Origin of the sequence: Nocardia sp. NPDC019395 (genome assembly GCF_040632335.1) — a bacterium.
Taxonomy (GTDB): domain Bacteria; phylum Actinomycetota; class Actinomycetes; order Mycobacteriales; family Mycobacteriaceae; genus Nocardia.
On the sequence record NZ_JBEYBT010000011.1, the window covers coordinates 110,961 to 129,997 of the forward strand.

General features: G+C 65.1%; 14 protein-coding genes and 1 tRNA gene. 7 read left to right on the top strand and 8 right to left on the bottom strand.

Going from position 1 to position 19,037, the window contains the following annotated elements; all coding sequences use genetic code 11:
• Positions 1-29: 29 nt before the first annotated feature.
• Positions 30-698 (top strand): TetR/AcrR family transcriptional regulator, encoded by a 669-nt coding sequence (locus tag ABZ827_RS22690; protein WP_357239898.1) that lies wholly within the window; start codon positions 30-32, stop codon positions 696-698.
• A gap of 302 nt (positions 699-1,000) precedes the next feature.
• Here the strand turns inward: ABZ827_RS22690 and ABZ827_RS22695 are convergent.
• From ABZ827_RS22695 to dnaA, 8 genes are all read right to left on the bottom strand, one after another.
• A tRNA-Ile gene (locus ABZ827_RS22695) sits at positions 1,001-1,074 on the bottom strand.
• A 168-nt stretch (positions 1,075-1,242) separates the two neighbouring features.
• Positions 1,243-2,334: a DUF3566 domain-containing protein gene (locus tag ABZ827_RS22700; RefSeq protein ID WP_357239901.1), complete on the bottom strand. Its 1,092-nt coding sequence runs from the start codon at positions 2,332-2,334 to the stop codon at positions 1,243-1,245.
• 39 nt (positions 2,335-2,373) lie between these two features.
• Positions 2,374-4,875 carry a DNA gyrase subunit A gene (gyrA, locus tag ABZ827_RS22705; protein WP_357239904.1) on the bottom strand — a complete coding sequence of 834 codons (2,502 nt, stop codon included), beginning with the start codon at positions 4,873-4,875 and terminating at the stop codon, positions 2,374-2,376.
• A gap of 72 nt (positions 4,876-4,947) precedes the next feature.
• Positions 4,948-6,993, bottom strand: coding sequence for a DNA topoisomerase (ATP-hydrolyzing) subunit B (gene gyrB / locus ABZ827_RS22710; protein ID WP_357239907.1), 2,046 nt, complete (start codon positions 6,991-6,993; stop codon positions 4,948-4,950).
• A gap of 309 nt (positions 6,994-7,302) precedes the next feature.
• Positions 7,303-7,869 (bottom strand): DUF721 family protein, encoded by a 567-nt coding sequence (locus ABZ827_RS22715; RefSeq protein ID WP_357239910.1) that lies wholly within the window; start codon positions 7,867-7,869, stop codon positions 7,303-7,305.
• Positions 7,870-8,167: 298 nt separating this feature from the next.
• On the bottom strand, positions 8,168-9,445 hold the full coding sequence (gene recF, locus ABZ827_RS22720; protein WP_357239913.1) for a DNA replication/repair protein RecF: 1,278 nt from the start codon (positions 9,443-9,445) through the stop codon (positions 8,168-8,170).
• A gap of 187 nt (positions 9,446-9,632) precedes the next feature.
• Entirely contained in the window at positions 9,633-10,808 is a 1,176-nt protein-coding gene (dnaN, locus tag ABZ827_RS22725; protein WP_357239915.1) for a DNA polymerase III subunit beta, read from the bottom strand.
• A 1,598-nt stretch (positions 10,809-12,406) separates the two neighbouring features.
• A complete protein-coding gene (gene dnaA, locus ABZ827_RS22730; protein ID WP_357239918.1) occupies positions 12,407-14,620 on the bottom strand; it encodes a chromosomal replication initiator protein DnaA in 2,214 nt (737 codons plus the stop codon).
• 568 nt (positions 14,621-15,188) lie between these two features.
• On the opposite strand from dnaA, the gene rpmH reads away from it, so the two are divergent.
• From rpmH to rsmG, 6 genes are all read left to right on the top strand, one after another.
• Positions 15,189-15,332, top strand: a complete 144-nt coding sequence (gene rpmH / locus ABZ827_RS22735) for a 50S ribosomal protein L34 (RefSeq protein WP_040744549.1) — start codon at positions 15,189-15,191, stop codon at positions 15,330-15,332.
• Between the two features lie 105 nt (positions 15,333-15,437).
• Complete coding sequence (gene rnpA, locus ABZ827_RS22740) at positions 15,438-15,842, top strand: ribonuclease P protein component (protein WP_357239922.1); 405 nt, start codon at positions 15,438-15,440, stop codon at positions 15,840-15,842.
• A 17-nt stretch (positions 15,843-15,859) separates the two neighbouring features.
• Positions 15,860-16,186 carry a membrane protein insertion efficiency factor YidD gene (gene yidD, locus ABZ827_RS22745; protein WP_357239925.1) on the top strand — a complete coding sequence of 109 codons (327 nt, stop codon included), beginning with the start codon at positions 15,860-15,862 and terminating at the stop codon, positions 16,184-16,186.
• 4 nt (positions 16,187-16,190) lie between these two features.
• On the top strand, positions 16,191-17,294 hold the full coding sequence (yidC, locus tag ABZ827_RS22750) for a membrane protein insertase YidC (protein ID WP_357239928.1): 1,104 nt from the start codon (positions 16,191-16,193) through the stop codon (positions 17,292-17,294).
• A gap of 151 nt (positions 17,295-17,445) precedes the next feature.
• Positions 17,446-17,919, top strand: a complete 474-nt coding sequence (locus tag ABZ827_RS22755) for a protein jag (protein WP_357239995.1) — start codon at positions 17,446-17,448, stop codon at positions 17,917-17,919.
• A gap of 255 nt (positions 17,920-18,174) precedes the next feature.
• Complete coding sequence (gene rsmG, locus ABZ827_RS22760; protein WP_357239997.1) at positions 18,175-18,837, top strand: 16S rRNA (guanine(527)-N(7))-methyltransferase RsmG; 663 nt, start codon at positions 18,175-18,177, stop codon at positions 18,835-18,837.
• Positions 18,838-19,037: the final 200 nt, after the last annotated feature.

Genomic DNA, 19,037 nt, shown 5'->3' on the forward strand with positions numbered 1-19,037 from the left:
CCGTCGAGCGACTCCCCTACCATCGGAGTATGAGACTCAGCGCCGATCAGCCGGAGGCGGCGGCAGATTCCGGCGCCTCCGAACGGCCCGGTGAGCAGTCCGGACCGCGCCGGCCGAAATCGAAAAAGGCACAGGCACAACAGCGTCAACGCCGACGTACCGCCCGGCTTTCCTACGACGACTGGGTCGACGGCGCGCTGAATCTGCTGTCCCGTGAGGGGGTCGGAGCGATCAAGATCCCGCGCCTGTGCCAGGAACTCGGCGTCACCAAGGGCAGTTTCTACTGGCATTTCGACGATCTCGAACAACTCATGGCGGCCATGGCGGACCGCTGGAGCGCGGTGCAGAGCGATACGGTGCGCGAACTGGGTACCTTCGCGGCGATTCCGGTCGGGGAACGGATCGAGAAAATGGCGGCGATGCTCGTGGATCAACGGCACTGGATGGTGGAGACCACGGTCCGTGAATGGTCACGCACCGACCCGAAAGTGGCCGCCGCAGTACGCAATCTCGATCAGAAAGTATTCGAAACCGTCAAAGGAACGATGCTCGATCTGGGTTTCGACGAAAATCAGGCCCGGCTGCGCGCGGGCGCGATGGTCTATATCGGAATCGGGTTGATCCACGGCCGGGACAACCTGCCGACGCCGTCCACCGCACAGGTGTCCTCGGTCATCGAACTGCTGGCCCGGCCGTGATCACCGCCTACTCGCCTCTGAAGCCGAGTAGGCCATACGCGTTCGAGACGTAGTACGACACGACGGGATGATCAGCGAGTGGTGACCTCTTGCCACAGATCTGCGTCGTCCCGCCGGCGCAGCTTGCTGATACCGATGAGAACCGCAGCGACAATTCCGATGGTGAGAACGTATTTCATTCCTTCAGCCTAACTCCGTTATGTCCTGCGGGCTCGCCAGGACCGGTGGTAACGAAAAACAACTTCGAATAAAAAGACCCCCGGACCTTATCGGTACGGAGGTCGTAGAAAAATTGCGGAGTGTGGGTCTAGGAGGACTTGAACCTCCGACCTCTTCGTTATCAGCGAAGCGCTCTAACCGCCTGAGCTATAGACCCGCGGGGCGGAGGCCCTATATCAACCTTCCGCCGAGGACAGAGACTACATGAAACCCCTGTTATCAACCAAAACCGCTGGTCAGAAGCTCGATCATCCTAGCCGAACGGGTTTCCGTGAAACGGCCGGTGACCGGGAGTCCCGGCACCGGCCGACCGCGGAATCCGTATTCAGTCGGGGTCTGCCAGGGTGACCTGGATACCGCCGACCATATCGCAGCACTGGTTGTAGATGAACGTCCCGACGGTGGCCAACGCCGTGAACAGCACGACATTGATCAGCCCGAGCACCCCCGCATAGCCGAACACCGTACCGGCGTCGATGAGGCCCACCGAACCGCTGTCCGGCGACACCATATCGGTGAAGGTGCTGTTGAGCCGCTCCCAGACACCCATACCCGCGAGCACCATATAGAGCAGAGCGACCGCGATCATCCAGACGAAGAACATGGCGACACTGATCACCAGGGTGATCTTCAGAGTCGACCACGGGTCGATCCGCCGAACCTGGACCGTGGCCCGCAACGGTTCCCCGCCGAGCACTGTTCGCGACAGCCCCGGAGAGCCCGACTGCTGCGATACCGGACCCGCCGGCGGCGGGGTGTACGCGGGCGGCGGAGCATGCTGCTCCGGGGGCAAGGGATGCCGGATCTCGGAGAGGTCCGGCATATCCTTCGCCAACTCGGGCCGGGCGATACTCCGGGTGGGTCCGTCCAGCCCAACGGATTTGGCCATGGCCGCTTCTTTTCGTGCCGCCTTGGCCGCGAGATCGCTTGTAGTACGGGCATTGGTGACACCACCGCCGAGCCCGGCGGACCGCGGCTGCGGCCCGCCCGCCGGGTTATGACCCGGCCGCGGCACATTGGACTGGGGCTCGCGCTGGGGCAGATTCGATTGGGGCTCGCGCTGCGGCAACTGCGACCAGCCCTCCTGGTACCGGCCCGTATCGCCGCCGCTGCCACCTCCGGGCTGCTGTTGCTCACCCGGACCACCGCCGCTCTGCTGACCGGGATTCTGTCCCGATCCGGCGTTCCGTGGGTTGGACGCGAATTCGCCTTGCTGCTCCTGATTTTCGGGCGCGGGACCGCCGGCGGGCGCGCCACCGGACGGATTACCGCCCGGCTGCCCGCCACCGGCCTGGTCGTTGTCCGCGGCATCACCCGGCCGCTGGATCGGCCGCGGCGAAATCGGGGACGGGGTGACCCTCTCGGTCACACCGTTCGTCTGCTGCCGCTCGTCACTCGGCTGTTTCGGAGTGGTCAATGGGAATCCTCGGATCCGTTCTTTGCCGCCGATATGGGTTTACTGCTCGGGGGAATCGCCACCGTCGATCTGCTCGGGCTCGTCGGCGTTACGTGCGATCGCAAGCAAGGTATCGCCCTCGCCGAGGTTCATCAATCGCACGCCCTTGGTCTGCCTACCGGCCTTACGAACCTGCCGGGCGGCAGTGCGGATAACCCCGCCGCTGGACGTGATCGCGTACAGCTCGTCGTCGTCGTCGACGATGAGCGCCCCCACCAGGGTGCCACGCCTGGTGTCGTACTGGATGGTCAATACACCTTTTCCGCCGCGGCCCTGCGCCGTGTAATCCTCGATCGCGGTGCGCTTGGCGTACCCACCCGAGGTCGCCACCAGCAGATACGTACCGTCACGGACCACGTTCAGCGAGAGCAGCGCGTCGTCGGTGTTGAACCGCATACCCTGCACACCCGAGGTCGCCCGGCCCATCGGCCGCAGCGCCTCGTCGGTGGCGGAGAAACGGATCGACTGGCCCAGCGCGGAGACGAGCAGTAGATCGTCCTCGGCGGAACACAGTACGGCGCCGACCAATTCGTCGTTGTCACGCAAGTTCACCGCGACGATGCCGCCACTGCGATTGGAGTCGAAATCGACCAGCCGTGACTTCTTGACCAGGCCCTTCTGCGTCGCCAGGACGAGGTAGGAGGCATCTTCGTACGATTTGATCCGGATGATCTGGGCGATCTTCTCGTCCGGCTGGAACGCGAGCAGGTTCGCCACGTGCTGACCGCGTGCCGTGCGGTTGGCCTCGGGCAATTCATAGGCCTTTGCCCGGTAGACCCGGCCCTTGTTCGTGAAGAACAACAACCAGTCATGGGTCGAAGTCACAAAGAAGTGCTTGACGATATCGTCCTGTTTCAAACCCGCGCCCTGCACGCCCTTACCGCCCCGCTTCTGACTGCGGTAGAGGTCGGTCTTGGTGCGCTTGGCATAACCGGTTTCGGTAATGGTGACCACCACGTCCTCGCGGGCGATCAGATCCTCGTCCGCGACGTCACCATCGGCGGAGACGATCACGGTGCGGCGGTCGTCGCCGTAACGCTCGACGATCTCGGCCAGTTCGTCCCGGACGATCGCGCGCTGCCGTTCCGGCTTCTCCAGAATATCTTTCAGATCGGCGATCTCGGCTTCCAGCTTGGCCAGCTCGTCGACGATCTTCTGCCGTTCCAGAGCCGACAGCCGGCGCAGCTGCATATCCAGGATCGCGGTCGCCTGGGTTTCGTCGATATCCAGCAGTTCCATCAGGCCGGTACGCGCGGTTTCGGTGTTCGCCGACCGGCGGATCAGCGCGATCACCGCGTCGAGCTGATCCAGCGCCTTGACCAGGCCGCGCAGGATATGCGCCCGTTCCTCGGCCTTGCGCAGCAGATAGCGGGTACGCCGGACGATAACTTCCAGCTGATGGCTGACATACAGCCGGATCATCTGATCCAGCCGCAGGGTACGCGGCACGCCCTCGACGATCGAGAGCATATTCGCGCCGAAACTGGTCTGTAGCTGGGTGTGCTTGTACAGATTGTTCAGCACGACCTTCGCGATCGCGTCGCGTTTGACCGTGACCACGATCCGCAGACCCGCCCGGTCCGACGATTCGTCGTGGATATCGGATACACCGGCGATCCGGCCGTCCTTGACCTGCTCGGCGATCGCGTTGATGAAGTTATCGGTGTTGACCTGGTACGGCAGCTCGGTGATGACGATGGTGGTGCGGCCGCGGGCGTCCTCTTCGATCTCCACCACACCGCGCATCCGGATGGAACCGCGTCCGGTGGTGTACGCGTCGTGAATGCCCTGGGTGCCGACGATCAGCCCGGAGGTCGGGAAGTCCGGTCCCTTCACCCGCTCCATACAGGCCGCGAGGGTGGCTTCCTCATCGGCTTCGTGGTTGTCCAGCGCCCAATAGATGGCCTCGGCCAGCTCGTTGAGGTTGTGCGGCGGGATATTGGTCGCCATACCGACCGCGATCCCGTTGCTGCCGTTCATCAGCATATTCGGCACACGGCTGGGCAGAACGACGGGTTCTTGGGTCTTACCGTCGTAGTTCGCGATGAAATCGACCGTGTCGTGGTCGATCTCGCGCAAAAGCTCCATGGCCAGCGGGGTGAGCCGGCATTCGGTGTACCGCATCGCGGCCGCGCCGTCGTTCCCGCGGCTGCCGAAGTTGCCCTGCCCGTCGACCAGCGGGTACCGCATCGCCCACGGCTGAGCCATCCGGACCAGGGTGTCGTAGATCGCGGAGTCGCCGTGCGGGTGGTAGTTACCCATGGTGTCGGCGACCGGGCGCGCGGATTTCACATAGCTGCGGTCGGGCCGGTAGCCGTTGTCGTGCATCGCGTACAGGATTCGGCGGTGCACCGGTTTGAGGCCGTCGCGGACCTCGGGCAGGGCACGGCCGACGATCACGCTCATCGCGTAATCGATGTAGCTGTTCTGCATCTCCTGCTGGATATCGACCGGCTCGATCCGGTCGCCCGCGCTCTCCGGCGGCAGGGTTGTATCGGTCATTCGATCTCCTAGGTACTGGCGATAAACGGCGGAAGCCGCGCGTGATGTGCGCTGCGGGCGAAACCGCCGCTCCTATACGTCGAGGAAGCGGACGTCCTTGGCATTACGCGTGATGAAGCTGCGGCGTGCGGCGACATCCTCACCCATCAGGACGCTGAACAGCTCGTCGGCGGCAGCCGCGTCGTCCAGCGTCACCTGCCGGAGGACTCGAACCGATGGATCCATGGTGGTTTCCCACAGCTCCTTCGGGTTCATCTCGCCGAGGCCTTTGTACCGCTGGATACCGTCGTCTTTGTTGATCTTCTTACCGGCCGCCAGACCCGTTTCGAGCAAACCGTCGCGTTCCCGGTCCGAATAGGCGAACTCGGGCTCGGAGCGCTGCCACTTCAGCTTGTACAGCGGCGGCTGGGCCAAGAACACGTGTCCCTGCTCGACCAGCGGACGCATGAAGCGGAACAGCAGTGTGAGCAGCAGGGTCGAAATATGCTGACCGTCGACATCGGCGTCCGCCATCAGCACGATCTTGTGATAGCGCAGTTTGGCGATATCGAACTCGTCGTGGATACCGGTGCCGAAGGCGGTGATGATCGCCTGGACCTCGGCATTCTTGAGGACCTTGTCGATCCGGGCCTTCTCGACGTTGATGATTTTCCCGCGCAGCGGCAGGATCGCCTGGTACATCGAGTCACGGCCGGATTTGGCCGACCCACCGGCGGAATCGCCCTCGACGATGTAGATCTCCGATTTGCTCGGATCCTTGGACCGGCAGTCGGCCAGCTTGCCCGGCAGCCCACCGATATCGGTAGCGCTCTTCCGCCGCACCAGTTCCCGCGCCTTACGGGCGGCGAGCCGGGCCTGCGCCGAGGACACGGCCTTGTTGACAATGGTCTTGGCATCGGCGGGGTTGGCCTCGAACCAGTGCGCGAGGTGCTCGTTGCAGGCACGCTGCACGAACGACTTCACCTCGGTATTGCCCAGTTTGGTCTTGGTCTGGCCCTCGAACTGGGGCTCGCTCACCTTCACACTGACAATGGCGGCCAGGCCTTCGCGGATATCGTCGCCGGTGAGGTTGCCGTCCTTGTCCTTGAGGAGCTTCTTCTCCTTGGCATACCGGTTGACAACCGTGGTCAGCGCCGTACGGAAACCTTCTTCGTGGGTGCCGCCCTCATGAGTGTTGATCGTGTTCGCGAAGGTGTGCACGGACTCGGAATATCCGGAGTTCCACTGCATCGCCACCTCGAGCTCGTGCCCGGGGCCCTTACCGCTGTAGGAGACGACCGAGTTGTGAATCGGCTGCTTCGTCCGGTTGATATGCCGTACGAAATCCTCGAGCCCTCCCGGGTAGTGGTAGGTACGCGTCTTCACCTTGTGCTCGACGACGGGTACTTCGCCACCGTCGTCGTGCTTGGGTGCCTCCGCGGTCTCGCTGACCACTTCGTCGGTGACCTCGGTGGAGCTGACCCGCTCATCGGTCAGCACGATGGTCAGGCCCTTGTTCAGGAAGGCCATCTCCTGCAGCCGCCGCGAAACGGTCTCGAAGTTGAAGGTGGTGGTCTCGAACACCGCGGGATCGGCCCAGAACCGGATGGTGGTACCTGTGGCCTTGGTGGGCTCCCCCTGGACCAACTGGCCCGGGACGGCGTCCTTGTAGGTCTGGCTCCAGTGGTAACCGTCGGTGTCGACCTCGGCTTCGAGCCGGCTCGACAGCGCGTTGACCACCGAGATACCGACACCGTGCAGACCGCCGGAAACGGCGTACGAATCGGAGTCGAATTTACCGCCGGCGTGCAACTGGGTCATGACGACCTCGATGGTCGGGATCCCCTGGGCGTGCATGCCCACCGGGATACCGCGACCGTCGTCGACGACCTGGACGCCGCCGTCGGCGAGGAGCGTGACCTCCACCTTGGTGGCATGGCCGGCCATCGCCTCGTCGACCGAGTTGTCCACAACCTCCCAGATCAGGTGATGCAGACCGCGCTCACCCGTGGAACCGATATACATGCCCGGGCGCAGCCGCACCGCCTCGAGGCCTTCCAGGACCTTGATGGAGGAGGCACCGTAATCCTGTTTGTTCGATGCGCTCGAACCTGATGCTTTGGAGTCTTTGGCAGCCACTGGTCGGTAGCTCTCCTTACTTGCTGATCCCCGGGGACGACGGTGTGACAGCGCACGTGAGGCCCGGGACAGATCAGAGGGCTGCACACAACGCGCCGAGGTATCGCCGCTGATTTACGTTTCCATCCTACTTCGCAGCCCAACTTACAGTGCATCTGCGACACCCCTGACGGCTCCCAGGGCCGGAGAAATTGGACCGGCACGGGTCCCCTGGCGACTCGGCCGGTTTCAGACCATCAGATTCGCCCTGAGAGTTGACTGAGGACCGGTGGCCGGACGAACCGTCGCGTTCCACGTGAAACCCGGGACCTACCCGTAGGTGTCCCGCGGGCCGCGACCCCGGATATGCCGCTCACCCTTGCGCCAACTCGGCGCGGTCGGTCCGGTTATCCGCAGTGATCGGACGACGCCGGGGCCGACCGCCGCACTGATCTTCGCGAGTAACTGTGCCTGTAGCAGCCGTAGCTGGGTGGCCCAGGCGGTGGACTCGGCGGCCACGCTCAACACGCCGTTCTCGAGTTTCACCGGTTTGGCGTGCGCGGCGATATCCTCGCCGACCACGCCGGACCAGTGCCCGAATACCGTCCCCTCAGCGACTTTGGTGGACCAACCGCGACTGCGCGCGATGGAGGTGGCCAGTTTCGACAGCGGCTGCGGATCCCGGTCGTCCGGCCGCGGACCGGACCAACCGCTACGCCGGCGGCCTCCGGCCCGATGACCACGACGGGGCGACGAACGTCCCTGCCCGACTGATTTGCCACTCGCTCGCGCGGCCGCCCGAGCCTCTTCGAGGGCACGGCGGGCCAGGTCGATTCCACGCAACTCAGGTTCGGCCGGTGATTCGGAACCACCAGGCGTTCCGAGCTGGTCGGTCATCGTCGCACTCCGCTCGCCGTCCGAGTTATCCCCAGGCCCGGCCGGTCTTCGCTCGAGTTGTGCACATCCGAGGACAGAACCCCGATATTGCGGCCCCAGCATCGGGCGAGAGCCATCGAACAGGGAACAACCCCTGCTCAGGGTAGGTATTTCGATTGCCGGCCCGGGTTTTCGCCGGTCGAACCGGGTCACTGCCCGAGTCCGGGCCGACGACCTGGCCTGACAAGTTATCCACAGCCTGTGGATAACTGTGTATTACGTATCGGGCAGGGACAGCGGCCCGACGTACCGGCTCACTCTACGAATGCCCCGGCCCTCGTGCAAGATGCGAACCGCTGCGTGTCCGGGGTGCTGATGATTCGCTGGAAACAGCCTGGGGTGGATCGTCCCCGGCCGGAGGCCCGGACCCCGGAAGACAGTCCTGTGAGATCCCGGATATGCGGTGTTCAGGGTCACCGGTGGTCGTCACTCGCAGCGTCGTCCCCGCCAGTTCGGCGGGGACGTCCTCGGGTACGGCCGCGGTGATCACCACCTGTTCGGCATCGGCCGCGACAGCGGCCAGGGCGGTGCGACGGCGACGGTCGAGCTCGGCGAATACGTCATCGAGCAGCAGAACGGGCTCGGTCCCGCCGGCCCGCAGAAGATCGAAGGCCGCGAGCCGCAAGGCGAGCGCGAACGACCAGGATTCCCCGTGGCTGGCGAATCCCTTGGCAGCGGTCTCGCCGAGTACGAGATCCAGCTCGTCCCGGTGTGGGCCGACCAGACAGACGCCACGTTCGAGTTCCCGGGGCCGCGCCGCCGCGATCTCCCGCAGCAGGATCTGCTCGAGTAGCGCCGGGTCGCCCGGTTCGGGCACACGATCAGGGTCGAGTACCTCGGCCGGTAGGGCCGCACTGCGATACGCGACAGTCGCCGGCCGTGATTCCGGGGCGAGCGCTGTGTAGGCACGGGTGATGTGCGGACGGAGTTCATATATGAGCCGAAGGCGTTCGGCGAGCAGTACCGAGGCATGTGCGGCCAGATGACCGTCCCAGACATCGAGCGTGCCGAGATCGGCGCGGCTCGAACGCCCGGCCGTTTTCAGCAGCGCCGAGCGCTGCCGCAGCACCCGGTCGTAGTCCGCGCGGACCCCGGCGAGCGCTGGGCGGCGCGTGGTGCACAACTCGTCGAGGAACCGCCGGCGCTCACCAGGATCGCCGCGGACCAGGGCCAGATCCTCCGGCGCGAACAGCACGGTGTGCAGGATGCCGAGGATCTCGCGCGACCGGCGCACCGGTGACCGGTTGATCTGCGCCCGGTTCGCCGCCCCACGATTCAGTTCCACATCGACACGTAACTCACGGCCCAGATGCACCACATTGGCGCCGATCCGGGCACGATCGGCGCCCGTGCGGATGAGCGGGGCATCGGCCGATACCCGGTGCGAGCCGAGTGTGGACAGGTAGCCGAGGGCCTCCAGCAAGTTGGTCTTACCGTTACCGTTCGCCCCCAGGAAAACCGTAGGGCCTGTGGATAACTCGATCTCAGCATGTTCCCAGGAACGGAAGTCATGCAAGGTCAGAGCACGAATATGCACGTATTCACACCACCCGGAGGTCTACCGGGGAGTTATCCACAGCTGTGGATAACTCCCGTCGTCGCAGGTGGCGGCGGGGGTTTGCGGGAGCATCGCTCCCCCCGGTACCCGCGGTTACGGTGATGATGAATTCTCCGGTGGCCTGTGTGGATCGGTGCCGGACGAGCGTTGCCGAACCCACGTCTGGTCAGCCCGGCAGCCGGACCGGCATCAGCAGATAGGTGTATTCGCTGTCCAGCGCCGGATACGCACCGGTTTCCAGTGGCTCCGGCTCTTCCTCGCGCGCCGGGAGCAGTACGGCAGGCCGGCTCGGTGTGGTGAACCCGAAGGTCACCCGCTCCGAATGCAGCGCGGACAGGCCGTCGATGAGATATCCGGGGTTGAAGGCGATGGTCAGCGGCTCCCCCCGGAAATCGGCGGTGAGCCATTCCTCGGCCCGGCCGGCATCATCGCCGCCGGCGGACAGCTGCAATCCCTCGGCAGAGAACTCCAACCGCACCTGGGCACCCCGCTCGGCCACCAGGGCGACACGTTTGATCGCCTCGGTGAGGGTGGCGACCTCCAGGGTCGCGAGCGAGGTGTGTTCCTTGGGGAGGAGCTGGCGGAACTTGGGGAATTCGGCATCGAGCAATCGCGTCGTGGTCCGGCGACCGCCGTTGACGATCCCGAGGAGCCCGTCGGCACCGGCACCGGAGCCCAGTGACAACTGGACCGGCTGATCGGACGCGCCCAGCGTCTTGGCGGCTTCGGAAAGGGTGCGGGCCGGGATCAGGACCGCGGTCTCGATATCGGTGCGGGCCGGTTGCCACTGGATATGCCGTACGGCGAGCCGGAAACGGTCGGTGGCAGCCAGCACTACCTGCGGCCCCTCGATCTCGACCCGGATACCGGTGAGCATGGGCAATGTATCGTCGCGCCCGGCCGCGACCGCGACCTGGCCCACCGCCTCGGCGAATACGTCGACGACCAGCTGACCGCTGGACTGCGGCACCTCGGGGAGCTGGGGATAGTCCTCGACCGGCATCGTGGGCAGCGAGAACTTCGCACTACCGCACTGGATGAGCACCCGGGTGCCGTCGACCGAGACATCCACCGGTTTGTTCGACAACGCCTTGGTGATATCGGCCAGTAGCTTGCCGGAGACCAGCACCTTCCCCGGCCCCGCGACCTCCGCGGCGACCCGCATCTGGGCCGAAACCTCGTAGTCGAAACCGGAGACGGTCAAACCGTCGTCATCCGCGACCAGCAGGACTCCGCCGAGAACCGGGACCGGCGGGCGAGACGGCAGACTGCGCGCCACCCATGCGACCGATTCCGCGAAATCCTCACGCGCGACCCGAAACTTCATGCCTGCAAGGTCCATCGCCCGAGGTGTCCTCTCCCGTTCAGTGTGGATCGGCGGCTGTGCTGCCCCCGTGTATCCCGCCGCGCCGACTCCGCCGCTCGACGGTGTTACGGCGGTCGCAGAGCTGGACCGACCGCCGGAGAAGTCTGGCACAGCGACCGACTTAAGACCGTACCCCGTTTCGTCGGACCGGGTCGCCCGCCCCTCCGTGTGGAGGATACGTCGTCTCGCCCACAACAGACCAGGCCCGTCATCGGTACGCGCGTTGTCTACCTGCGGGATGTGGACGGCTGTGGACAGGCTCCGTGCACCGGGACACGCGTATATCCCCAGGCATCCCCCGGTACGCCTGGGGACAACCTCGGAATCTCCCGCTGTAAGAGGTGCCGCCCAGTGGTGTGGAGAACCGGGACCGGCGGGAGTCGCGACGCGATGTAGGCACCGCCGGCGTTCGAGCGGTCGGGCAAGCGGTTCGGACTCGTCTGCCTCCCTGCCGGATGGCCTCCCGGCCGTTCTTGCCTTGCTCCGGGACCCGATCGGGTCGTTCGGGCGATTCGAGACTTGTCCACACATCCTGTTTTGAAGAGAAATCTTCTAGATGAAGAACAGGGGTAGTAATAGGCCCTGTGGATACTGTGGATTTCCGTTGTTTCCGCAGTTCACTAGGCGTGTCCGGCTGTGGATGGCCATGGGATAACTCGAGGATGAATTCGCGCTGCCTGTGGACAGGATTTGTTGTCCACACGGCGTCCACAGTTCATCCCCATATTGCTCCCCAGAAAACGGGCAGTTGTGCACACTGTGCACGAATCGGTGGATAACCTGTGGATTCCTCGAGGATTCCACAGGGATTCCCCAGGCTGTCCCCAGGGCTCTGACCGGAACACACCTGATCAGCAGCTGTGTATGAAATCGCCTGTGGATACTGTGGATAACTCGACTGTGGACAGTTTGTGCGCACGGCAGTCCCAGAGCTGTGGATGGACCGGTGGACAACCTGTGGATTCCACAACCGGGTTCTTCCCAAAAAGCCTGCTCAGGGCGTTGTCAGGGTGTTAGCGACACACCTGTGCATGGTTTCGACACGCCGACGACAACCGATGGCCACCGCAGAGATGCGATCGGGCTGATCTGGGGACCACTCGCGAAGCGGCCTGCGCCAGAGGGACTTTCCGTAACGGACGCATCCTGCGGTCCGGTTCGGCGATCCAGCCGCCACGACCGCAGCGAATCACGGCCCGAGCGGGCTGTGTGCGGGCCGGCCACGCCGACCCGGAAACGAACGCGTCTCGCCCGGCATCAGCGGCAACCGGCTGCCGGGTCCCGTCGGCACGAAGTGTCTGCGTGGTTCGGACGAGGTACTCCTTGAGCCATCGTCTGCTCCGTGGGCAGGCTTCATCTCGATGTTGTGCGCCACCGGTATCCGAGTGGTGGCCGATGGCGGCCGTCTGTACAGAGCACGGCGCTACTCGCCTGCGAGACGCAGTCGGCGGGCTCGAGTAGACCAGTTTGTGGGTACATCGCCACCGGGCAGACAGAATGGCCCGCACGAATGGACACGGCCTTGCGGGTACCGACAGGCCGGCGCACCCGCTGAGGTCAGCCGTGGGAACGGATCAGCGGGAGCGTTGTTTGATCCGGGCGGTGAGCTCCTGGACCTGGTCGTAGACCCGCCGCCGCTCCGACATCTCCTTGCGGACCTTTTTCTCCGCGTACATGACCGTGGTGTGGTCCCGGCCGAACGCCTGGCCGATCTTCGGCAGGGAGAGGTCGGTGAGTTCACGGCACAGGTACATGGCGATCTGCCGGGCCTGAGCCAGCGGCCGTGCCTTTCCCGGGCCGGTCAGCTCCTCCATGGAGGTATTGAAGTACTCGGCGGTGACACCCATGATCGTCGACGCGGTGATCTCGACATCCTGGGATTCGGGCATCAGATCGCGCAGCACCACCTCGGCCACCGACTGATCCAGCGGCTGGCCGTTCAACGACGCGAACGCGGTCACCCGGATCAACGCACCCTCGAGTTCGCGGATATTGCGTTCCACCCGGCTGGCGATCAGCTCCAGCACATCGTGCGGTACATCGAGCCGGTCCATCCGCGCCTTCTTACGCAGGATCGCGATCCGGGTTTCCAGTTCCGGCGGCTGGACGTCGGTGATCAAACCCCATTCGAACCGCGTCCGCAGCCGCTCCTCGAGCGTGGCGAGTTGTTTGGGGGGCCGGTCCGAGGACACCACGATCTGCTTGTTCGCGTTGTGCAGCGTGTTGAAGGTATGGAAGAACTCCTCCTGGATACCTTCTTTGCCCTCGATGAACTGGATATCGTCGACCAGCAGGATGTCGGTCTCGCGATAGCGGCGTTTGAAGGCCACCTTCCGGTCGTCACGCAGACTGTTGATGAAGTCGTTGGTGAATTCCTCGGTGGAGACATATTTGACCCGCATACCGGGGAAAAGTCGCTGAGCGTAGTGGCCGGCGGCATGCAGCAGATGAGTCTTGCCGAGCCCCGAGGCACCCCATACGAACAGCGGGTTGTACGCCCGGGCGGGTGCTTCGGCGATGGCGACGGCCGCCGCGTGCGCGAAGCGGTTGGACGCACCGATGACGAAGGTTTCGAAGGTGTACTTGGCGTTCAGGCTCGCCGACCCTTTGGCCGTATCCCCCGAATCGGGGGTTTTGGCGAAGAACGTGGGCCAGGAATCCCGGACGTTCACTACTTTCTCGTCATCGCGATGTTCGTCCGGAGACGGATCGACACCCGAATCGCGAACGCTTTCGCGCAGACTGTCCCGCTCCGGATCGCGCAACTGCTCCCGTGCCGGGGCATCACCGGCCGGGTGCCCGGGCGCGAAAAGCGTCTCCTGGGCGGGACGGGCGGTCCGCCGCGGTGGCAGGATCGGATCGGTTTCGGGCCCCGATTCCCGGGTGGGCGCGCTTTGTTCCCGGCCGCCCGCTGCCGGTTCTCCGATCTCGCCGCGCCCGGGCGGATAGGTCTCCACGTACTCCGTAGGTGGATACTCCCGATCCCGCTCGTATTCCGGCTCCCGGGTGTACTCGCCGGTGGGTGCGTAGTCGCGGGGATAGGGCCGCGGTGCCACGTAGTTCTCGACGGTCGGCGGATCGGTTTCGCGGGAGTTCACCGAATCGGGCGCGAAATCCGCACTCTGCGGGATCTCGGGCAGGGTGGCGCGGCGTGCGGGATCGGCGCCGCGCGGGTGGGTGGGATTGCGGGGCAGTTCACCGGTGAGCGGTAGTTCTGCTTCGTGTGAGAACTCCGCGGGCGGAAACCGCGGCTCGTTCGTCTGTCGCGGCGGCTGCGGGAAACCGGGGTCGCGCTGATAGCCACGCGCGGGGTACGAACCGGCGTCCGGTTCCCGGATGTTGTCGCCACGCCATGCCGGGTCGGCCGGTGATGTCGCGGTGAAACCGGCAGGTGTGTGCCCGGCGATATCGCTGGCGACGGGCCCTGGCCTGGCGACGGCTGGATCCGGCCGGGTGGTCATCCGGGCGTGCCGGGGAGCCGGGGATTCGGCCCCGGCCGGAAGCGGGGCGGCAATCCGTACACCGAGACCTTCGACCTGCGGCCCGAGCCGCCGGCCGAGGGAGCGGAGAATCGGTTCGCGCAGATCGCGTTCGATGGCTTCCTGCGCGAGTGAGGACGGAACCGAGAGCAGCGCGAAACCCTGGACCACCATCAGCGGTTTGACCAACTTCAGCCAGGCTTGCTGGGCCCTGGTCACCGCGCCGATGGCACCGTCGGGCGAACCGGTGGTCAGCTCGGTGACCACTTCCGGCCACACCGTGGCCAGTACGTTCTGCTCGTCGTCCATCCAGTGTCCTCCCCGGGAGTCGGTTGCTCGGCGCAGACGTCCGGGGCTCGCGGTGCGTCTACTGTACTGGTTCGACCCAGTGACACCGTTACGTTGCTCACCAGACCTGCCGCATCCGACGGATACGGCGCCCGGGGCGCTACCCGGATCCCCCTGCTTCCGGCTGCGGCGTGGCACCGTCGGCCCTACGAATATGCCATTCACAGGGTATTTCCACACAATTATCCACAGATGTGGACAATCTCCGGGGACCACCGTTCTGGTCGCGTGCTGCGCCGGGGCCGGGCGCGAGCGTTCGACCTGCGACCCTCCGGCGACCCGCGCCAGTACGGTGATGATGGCCACCGCGTCCTGGGTCGCGGATGGCGACGGTCGTGACCCGGATCGCCGCGGGAGGGGCGAGTTTGACCCGGTAGAACTGGATAAGTACCCTCGTACAGTCACCCCTCGGCGCGGTGACCGTCCTGTGCTGAGCACCCTCCCAGGACGGTGTGCCGAGTCGACATCTACAGAATCACCGAAAGCTTCGGGCGCCGCAGGGTGCCCACCAATTCGAGGAGTGTTCACCGTGGCCAAGGGCAAGCGGACGTTCCAGCCGAACAACCGTCGTCGGGCGCGGGTCCACGGTTTCCGTCTCCGGATGCGGACCCGTGCGGGCCGCGCCATCGTCACCGCGCGGCGCCGTAAGGGCCGCGCGAGCCTCACCGCCTGATTTCCGGCCGAACTCGGTGTCCGATGCCCGGTCCGCCGAATCTCGTAGCCCACGCCGCCGGTAACTTCACCGGTCCGGCGGCTTCGACGAGCCCCGGGTGTCCGGGTGCTTCCTGAACCGCACCGGCTGCACCAGCGTGCCGATTTCTCTCGAACGGTGCGGCGCGGTCGGCGAGCGGGTAAACGGGATCTGGTGGTGCACGCCCACGTGGATTGCCCGGATCCGGTGGATACCGGGGTCCGGGTTCGATTCGGTGGCCCGCGCTTCGGGCTGATCGTCAGCAAGGCGGTGGGTCCCGCGGTCGTCAGGCACCGCGTGGCGCGCCGCCTGCGTCATATCTGTGCCGAACTGACCGCGGATATCTCCGCCGAGGTGGATATCGTGATTCGCGCTCTCCCCGGCGCCGCAGGCGCCGACAGTGCCGAGCTACGCCGCCAGTTGAACAGCGGGCTCCGCAAGCTCGACATCCCTCGAACCGGTCCGGCCGCTGACCCGGGCGCCTCGTCATGAGCGCCTGGGGCTCACGCATGGCAGTTGTCACTCGATGGCCGGCGAATATTCTGATCTTCTCGATCGAGCTGTACCGGACTTACGTCTCCCCCACCCGGATGCCGGTCTGCCGGTTCACCCCCACCTGTAGCGAATACGCGGTCACCGCGCTGCGCACCCGTGGGGTGGTGATCGGTCTCGGACTGACCCTCGTGCGTCTGGCCAAATGCGCCCCCTGGCACCCTGGTGGATGGGATCCCGTGCCGGAGCCGCGGCGCAGGGTCGGCCACGACGACCCGCGGCCCCAAGCTTGTAAGGGATCACCGCACGCGGTGATCGGTGACACTACCGACGGGAGTGCATAGAGCCGTGCTCGACTTCATCTACTACCCGGTGTCCTGGATCCTCTGGTTCTGGCATCGGGTCTTCGGCTTCGCGTTCGGGGCCGATAACGGCCTGTCCTGGGCGCTGTCCGTGGTGTTCCTCGTCTTCACCCTGCGCCTGGTGCTCTACCGGCCCTTCGTGAGACAGGTGCGCACCACCAAACAGATGCAGGAACTGCAGCCCCAGATAAAGGAGCTGCAGAAGAAGTACAAGAACGACCGTCAGAAGATGGCGCTGGAGATGCAGAAACTCCAGAAGGACAACGGCTTCAATCCGCTCATGGGTTGTCTGCCGATCCTTGCCCAGGTGCCGGTCTTCCTCGGTCTGTTCCACGTATTGCGGTCGTTCAACCGGACCGGTACAGGTTTCGGCCAGATCGGAATGGACCCCTATACCAACGCGCATACTCCGAACTACGTGTTCAACGTGGACGATGTGCAGTCGTTTCTGAGTGCCCGTATATTCGGCGCCCCGATCTCGGCCTTCATCACGGCGCCGACCGAACAGCTGGCAGCCTTCGCTGATTACGGCGGTACGCCCAGCCGGCTGAGTATCGCTGTGGTCTCGATTCCGCTCATGGTGATCGCCGCGATCGCCACGCATTTCAACGCGCGCGCATCGGTCGCCCGGCAGAGCGCCGAGGCCGCAGCCAATCCGCAGGCCGCGATCATGAACAAGCTGGCGCTCTGGGTGTTCCCGTTCGGTGTCCTGGTCGGCGGTCCGTTCCTGCCCATCGCTGTTCTGCTGTACTGGGTCTCCAACAACATCTGGACCTACGGTCAGCAGCATCTCGTTTTCGGCCGGATGGCGAAGGAAGAAGAAGCCAAGCGTCAGGCGAAATTGGAGAAGCAGGCGCAGAACGCACCGAAGCCCGGTGCCAAACCTGTCGACACCAGGAAGAAGCAGCCGGGCACCGCGACCGGCGATTCCGAGGATTCCGCAGTGGATACCGACGGTACGTCGAGCGCCAACGGCTCGAGTCCCGCCAAGGGAAAAACGAAACCCAAGCAGCAGGGCCAGCAGCGACGATCGAGTGGCCAGAAGCGGCCCGGTAATCGCGGCCGCGCCAATCAGAAGCGGCGTCGCTGACCCTCCCCCAGACCTCTTGTGATCGCGATCCCGGTCGATCGGGTCGGCCGGGATCACGGCGAGCAGATAAAGGAAATACATGACACTCGAGACCGAAGGCGGCGACGCCACCGTATCCGCCACCGCAGTGAAGGCCGACGCCGAAGACACGATGAGCGAGGCCGAGGAGGCGCTTATCGAGGAGGGCGAGATCGCCGGCGACTACCTCGAGCAACTGCTCGACGTACTCGACTTCGACGGCGATATCGACCTGGACGTCGAAGGTGATCGTGCGGTGGTCAGTATCGACGGCGGCGACGATCTTTCGAAACTGGTCGGCCACAGCGGCGAGGTGCTCGACGCGCTACAGGAGCTCACCAGGCTCGCGGTTCAGCAAGCGACGGGCGTCCGGAGCCGCCTCATGCTGGATGTGGCGGGTTGGCGTGCCAAGCGCCGGGAGGATCTGAGTGCGCTCGGTGCGGCGGCCGCGGAGCGTGTCCTGCAGACCGGTGCGCCGGAGCAGCTCGCCCCGATGACTCCGTTCGAGCGCAAGATCGTGCACGACGCTGTCGCCGCGATCGACGGGGTCGGGAGTGAGAGCGAAGGCGTGGAGCCGAACCGCAGAGTGGTCGTCATACCGGAGTGAATATGCCGGACCGGTCGAGCGGCCGGTGGTGATCGAAGAAGGGCTCGGGTCGTGGACCCGGGCCCTTCGCATTTGCGGGTCCGGCTGCGCGAGTGTTGCTCGATGGTAGAAGGCTACGGTTGAGATCTACGGTGGTCCGATGCACTTGCCGCGTATCCGGCGCGACATGACAGAAGGGTGTTTCACGTGAAACCAGAACTCGGCGATTCGGCGGCCGCGGCCCCGCAGTCGCCGCCGCCGGCTGAAGCGGAGGTTGTGTTCGGTGAGCGGCTGGGGCTGGTATGTGACTATTGGACCGCCCTGGCGACAGCCGGTGTGGAGCGAGGACTTATCGGACCCCGCGAAGTCCCGCGGCTGTGGGAGCGGCACATCTTGAACTGTGCGGTGGTGGGTGAGTTGATCGGCGAGGGGGCGTCGGTAGTCGATATCGGCAGCGGAGCCGGCCTCCCCGGAATACCTCTCGCCCTGGCCCGCCCCGATCTCCGGGTAACCCTCGTCGAGCCGCTCCTCCGCCGGACGGTGTTCTTGAAAGAGTTCATCGATGCGGCAGGGTTGGCGATCACCGTCGTACGGGGTCGCGCCGAACAACCCGGAGTGATCCGGGAGGCAGGCGGCGCCGATGTGGTGACCTCACGCGCGGTCGCTCCCCTGGCGAGATTGGCCGAGTGGTCGGTGCCGTTGCTTCGTGACCACGGACATATGCTCGCGCTCAAAGGGTCTAGTGTGGGCGAGGAGTTGGAGCGGGATCGAGCAGCTGTCGAGCGGGTCGGCGCGGGAAACTTCGCGGTGCTGGAATGCGGCGCCGGACTCGTGGCCACTCCCACGGTGGTGCTTTCCGCGGAACGCCTGAAGCGTTCGGAACGCCCGTCGAAACGACCGAAGAAGCGTATCCGTGGGGAAGGTCGCGCCGAACGCTAGGAGTCGGGCGCCGGGATGCCGCGACTCCCCCGCGGTGGACAACGATGTTTCCCGTGAAACATCCGCTTGCGTTCGATCGCCGGCTCGGCGATCCTCAGTCCCGGAGTCCCGGAGTCCCGGAGTCCCGGAGTCCCGGAGTCCCGGAGTCCCGGAGTCCCGGAGTCCCGGAGTCCCGGAGTCCCGGAGTCCCGGAGTCCCGG

Bases quoted from the DNA above. Each gene is read 5' to 3' on its own strand.
- ABZ827_RS22690 (WP_357239898.1), top strand. From the start codon at position 30: ATGAGACTCAGCGCCGATCAGCCGGAGGCGGCGGCAGATTCCGGCGCC.
- gyrA (WP_357239904.1), bottom strand. From the start codon at position 4,875: ATGACCGATACAACCCTGCCGCCGGAGAGCGCGGGCGACCGGATCGAG.
- ABZ827_RS22715 (WP_357239910.1), bottom strand. From the start codon at position 7,869: ATGACCGACCAGCTCGGAACGCCTGGTGGTTCCGAATCACCGGCCGAA.
- dnaN (WP_357239915.1), bottom strand. From the start codon at position 10,808: ATGGACCTTGCAGGCATGAAGTTTCGGGTCGCGCGTGAGGATTTCGCG.
- dnaA (WP_357239918.1), bottom strand. From the start codon at position 14,620: ATGGACGACGAGCAGAACGTACTGGCCACGGTGTGGCCGGAAGTGGTC.
- yidD (WP_357239925.1), top strand. From the start codon at position 15,860: ATGGCAGTTGTCACTCGATGGCCGGCGAATATTCTGATCTTCTCGATC.
- ABZ827_RS22755 (WP_357239995.1), top strand. From the start codon at position 17,446: ATGAGCGAGGCCGAGGAGGCGCTTATCGAGGAGGGCGAGATCGCCGGC.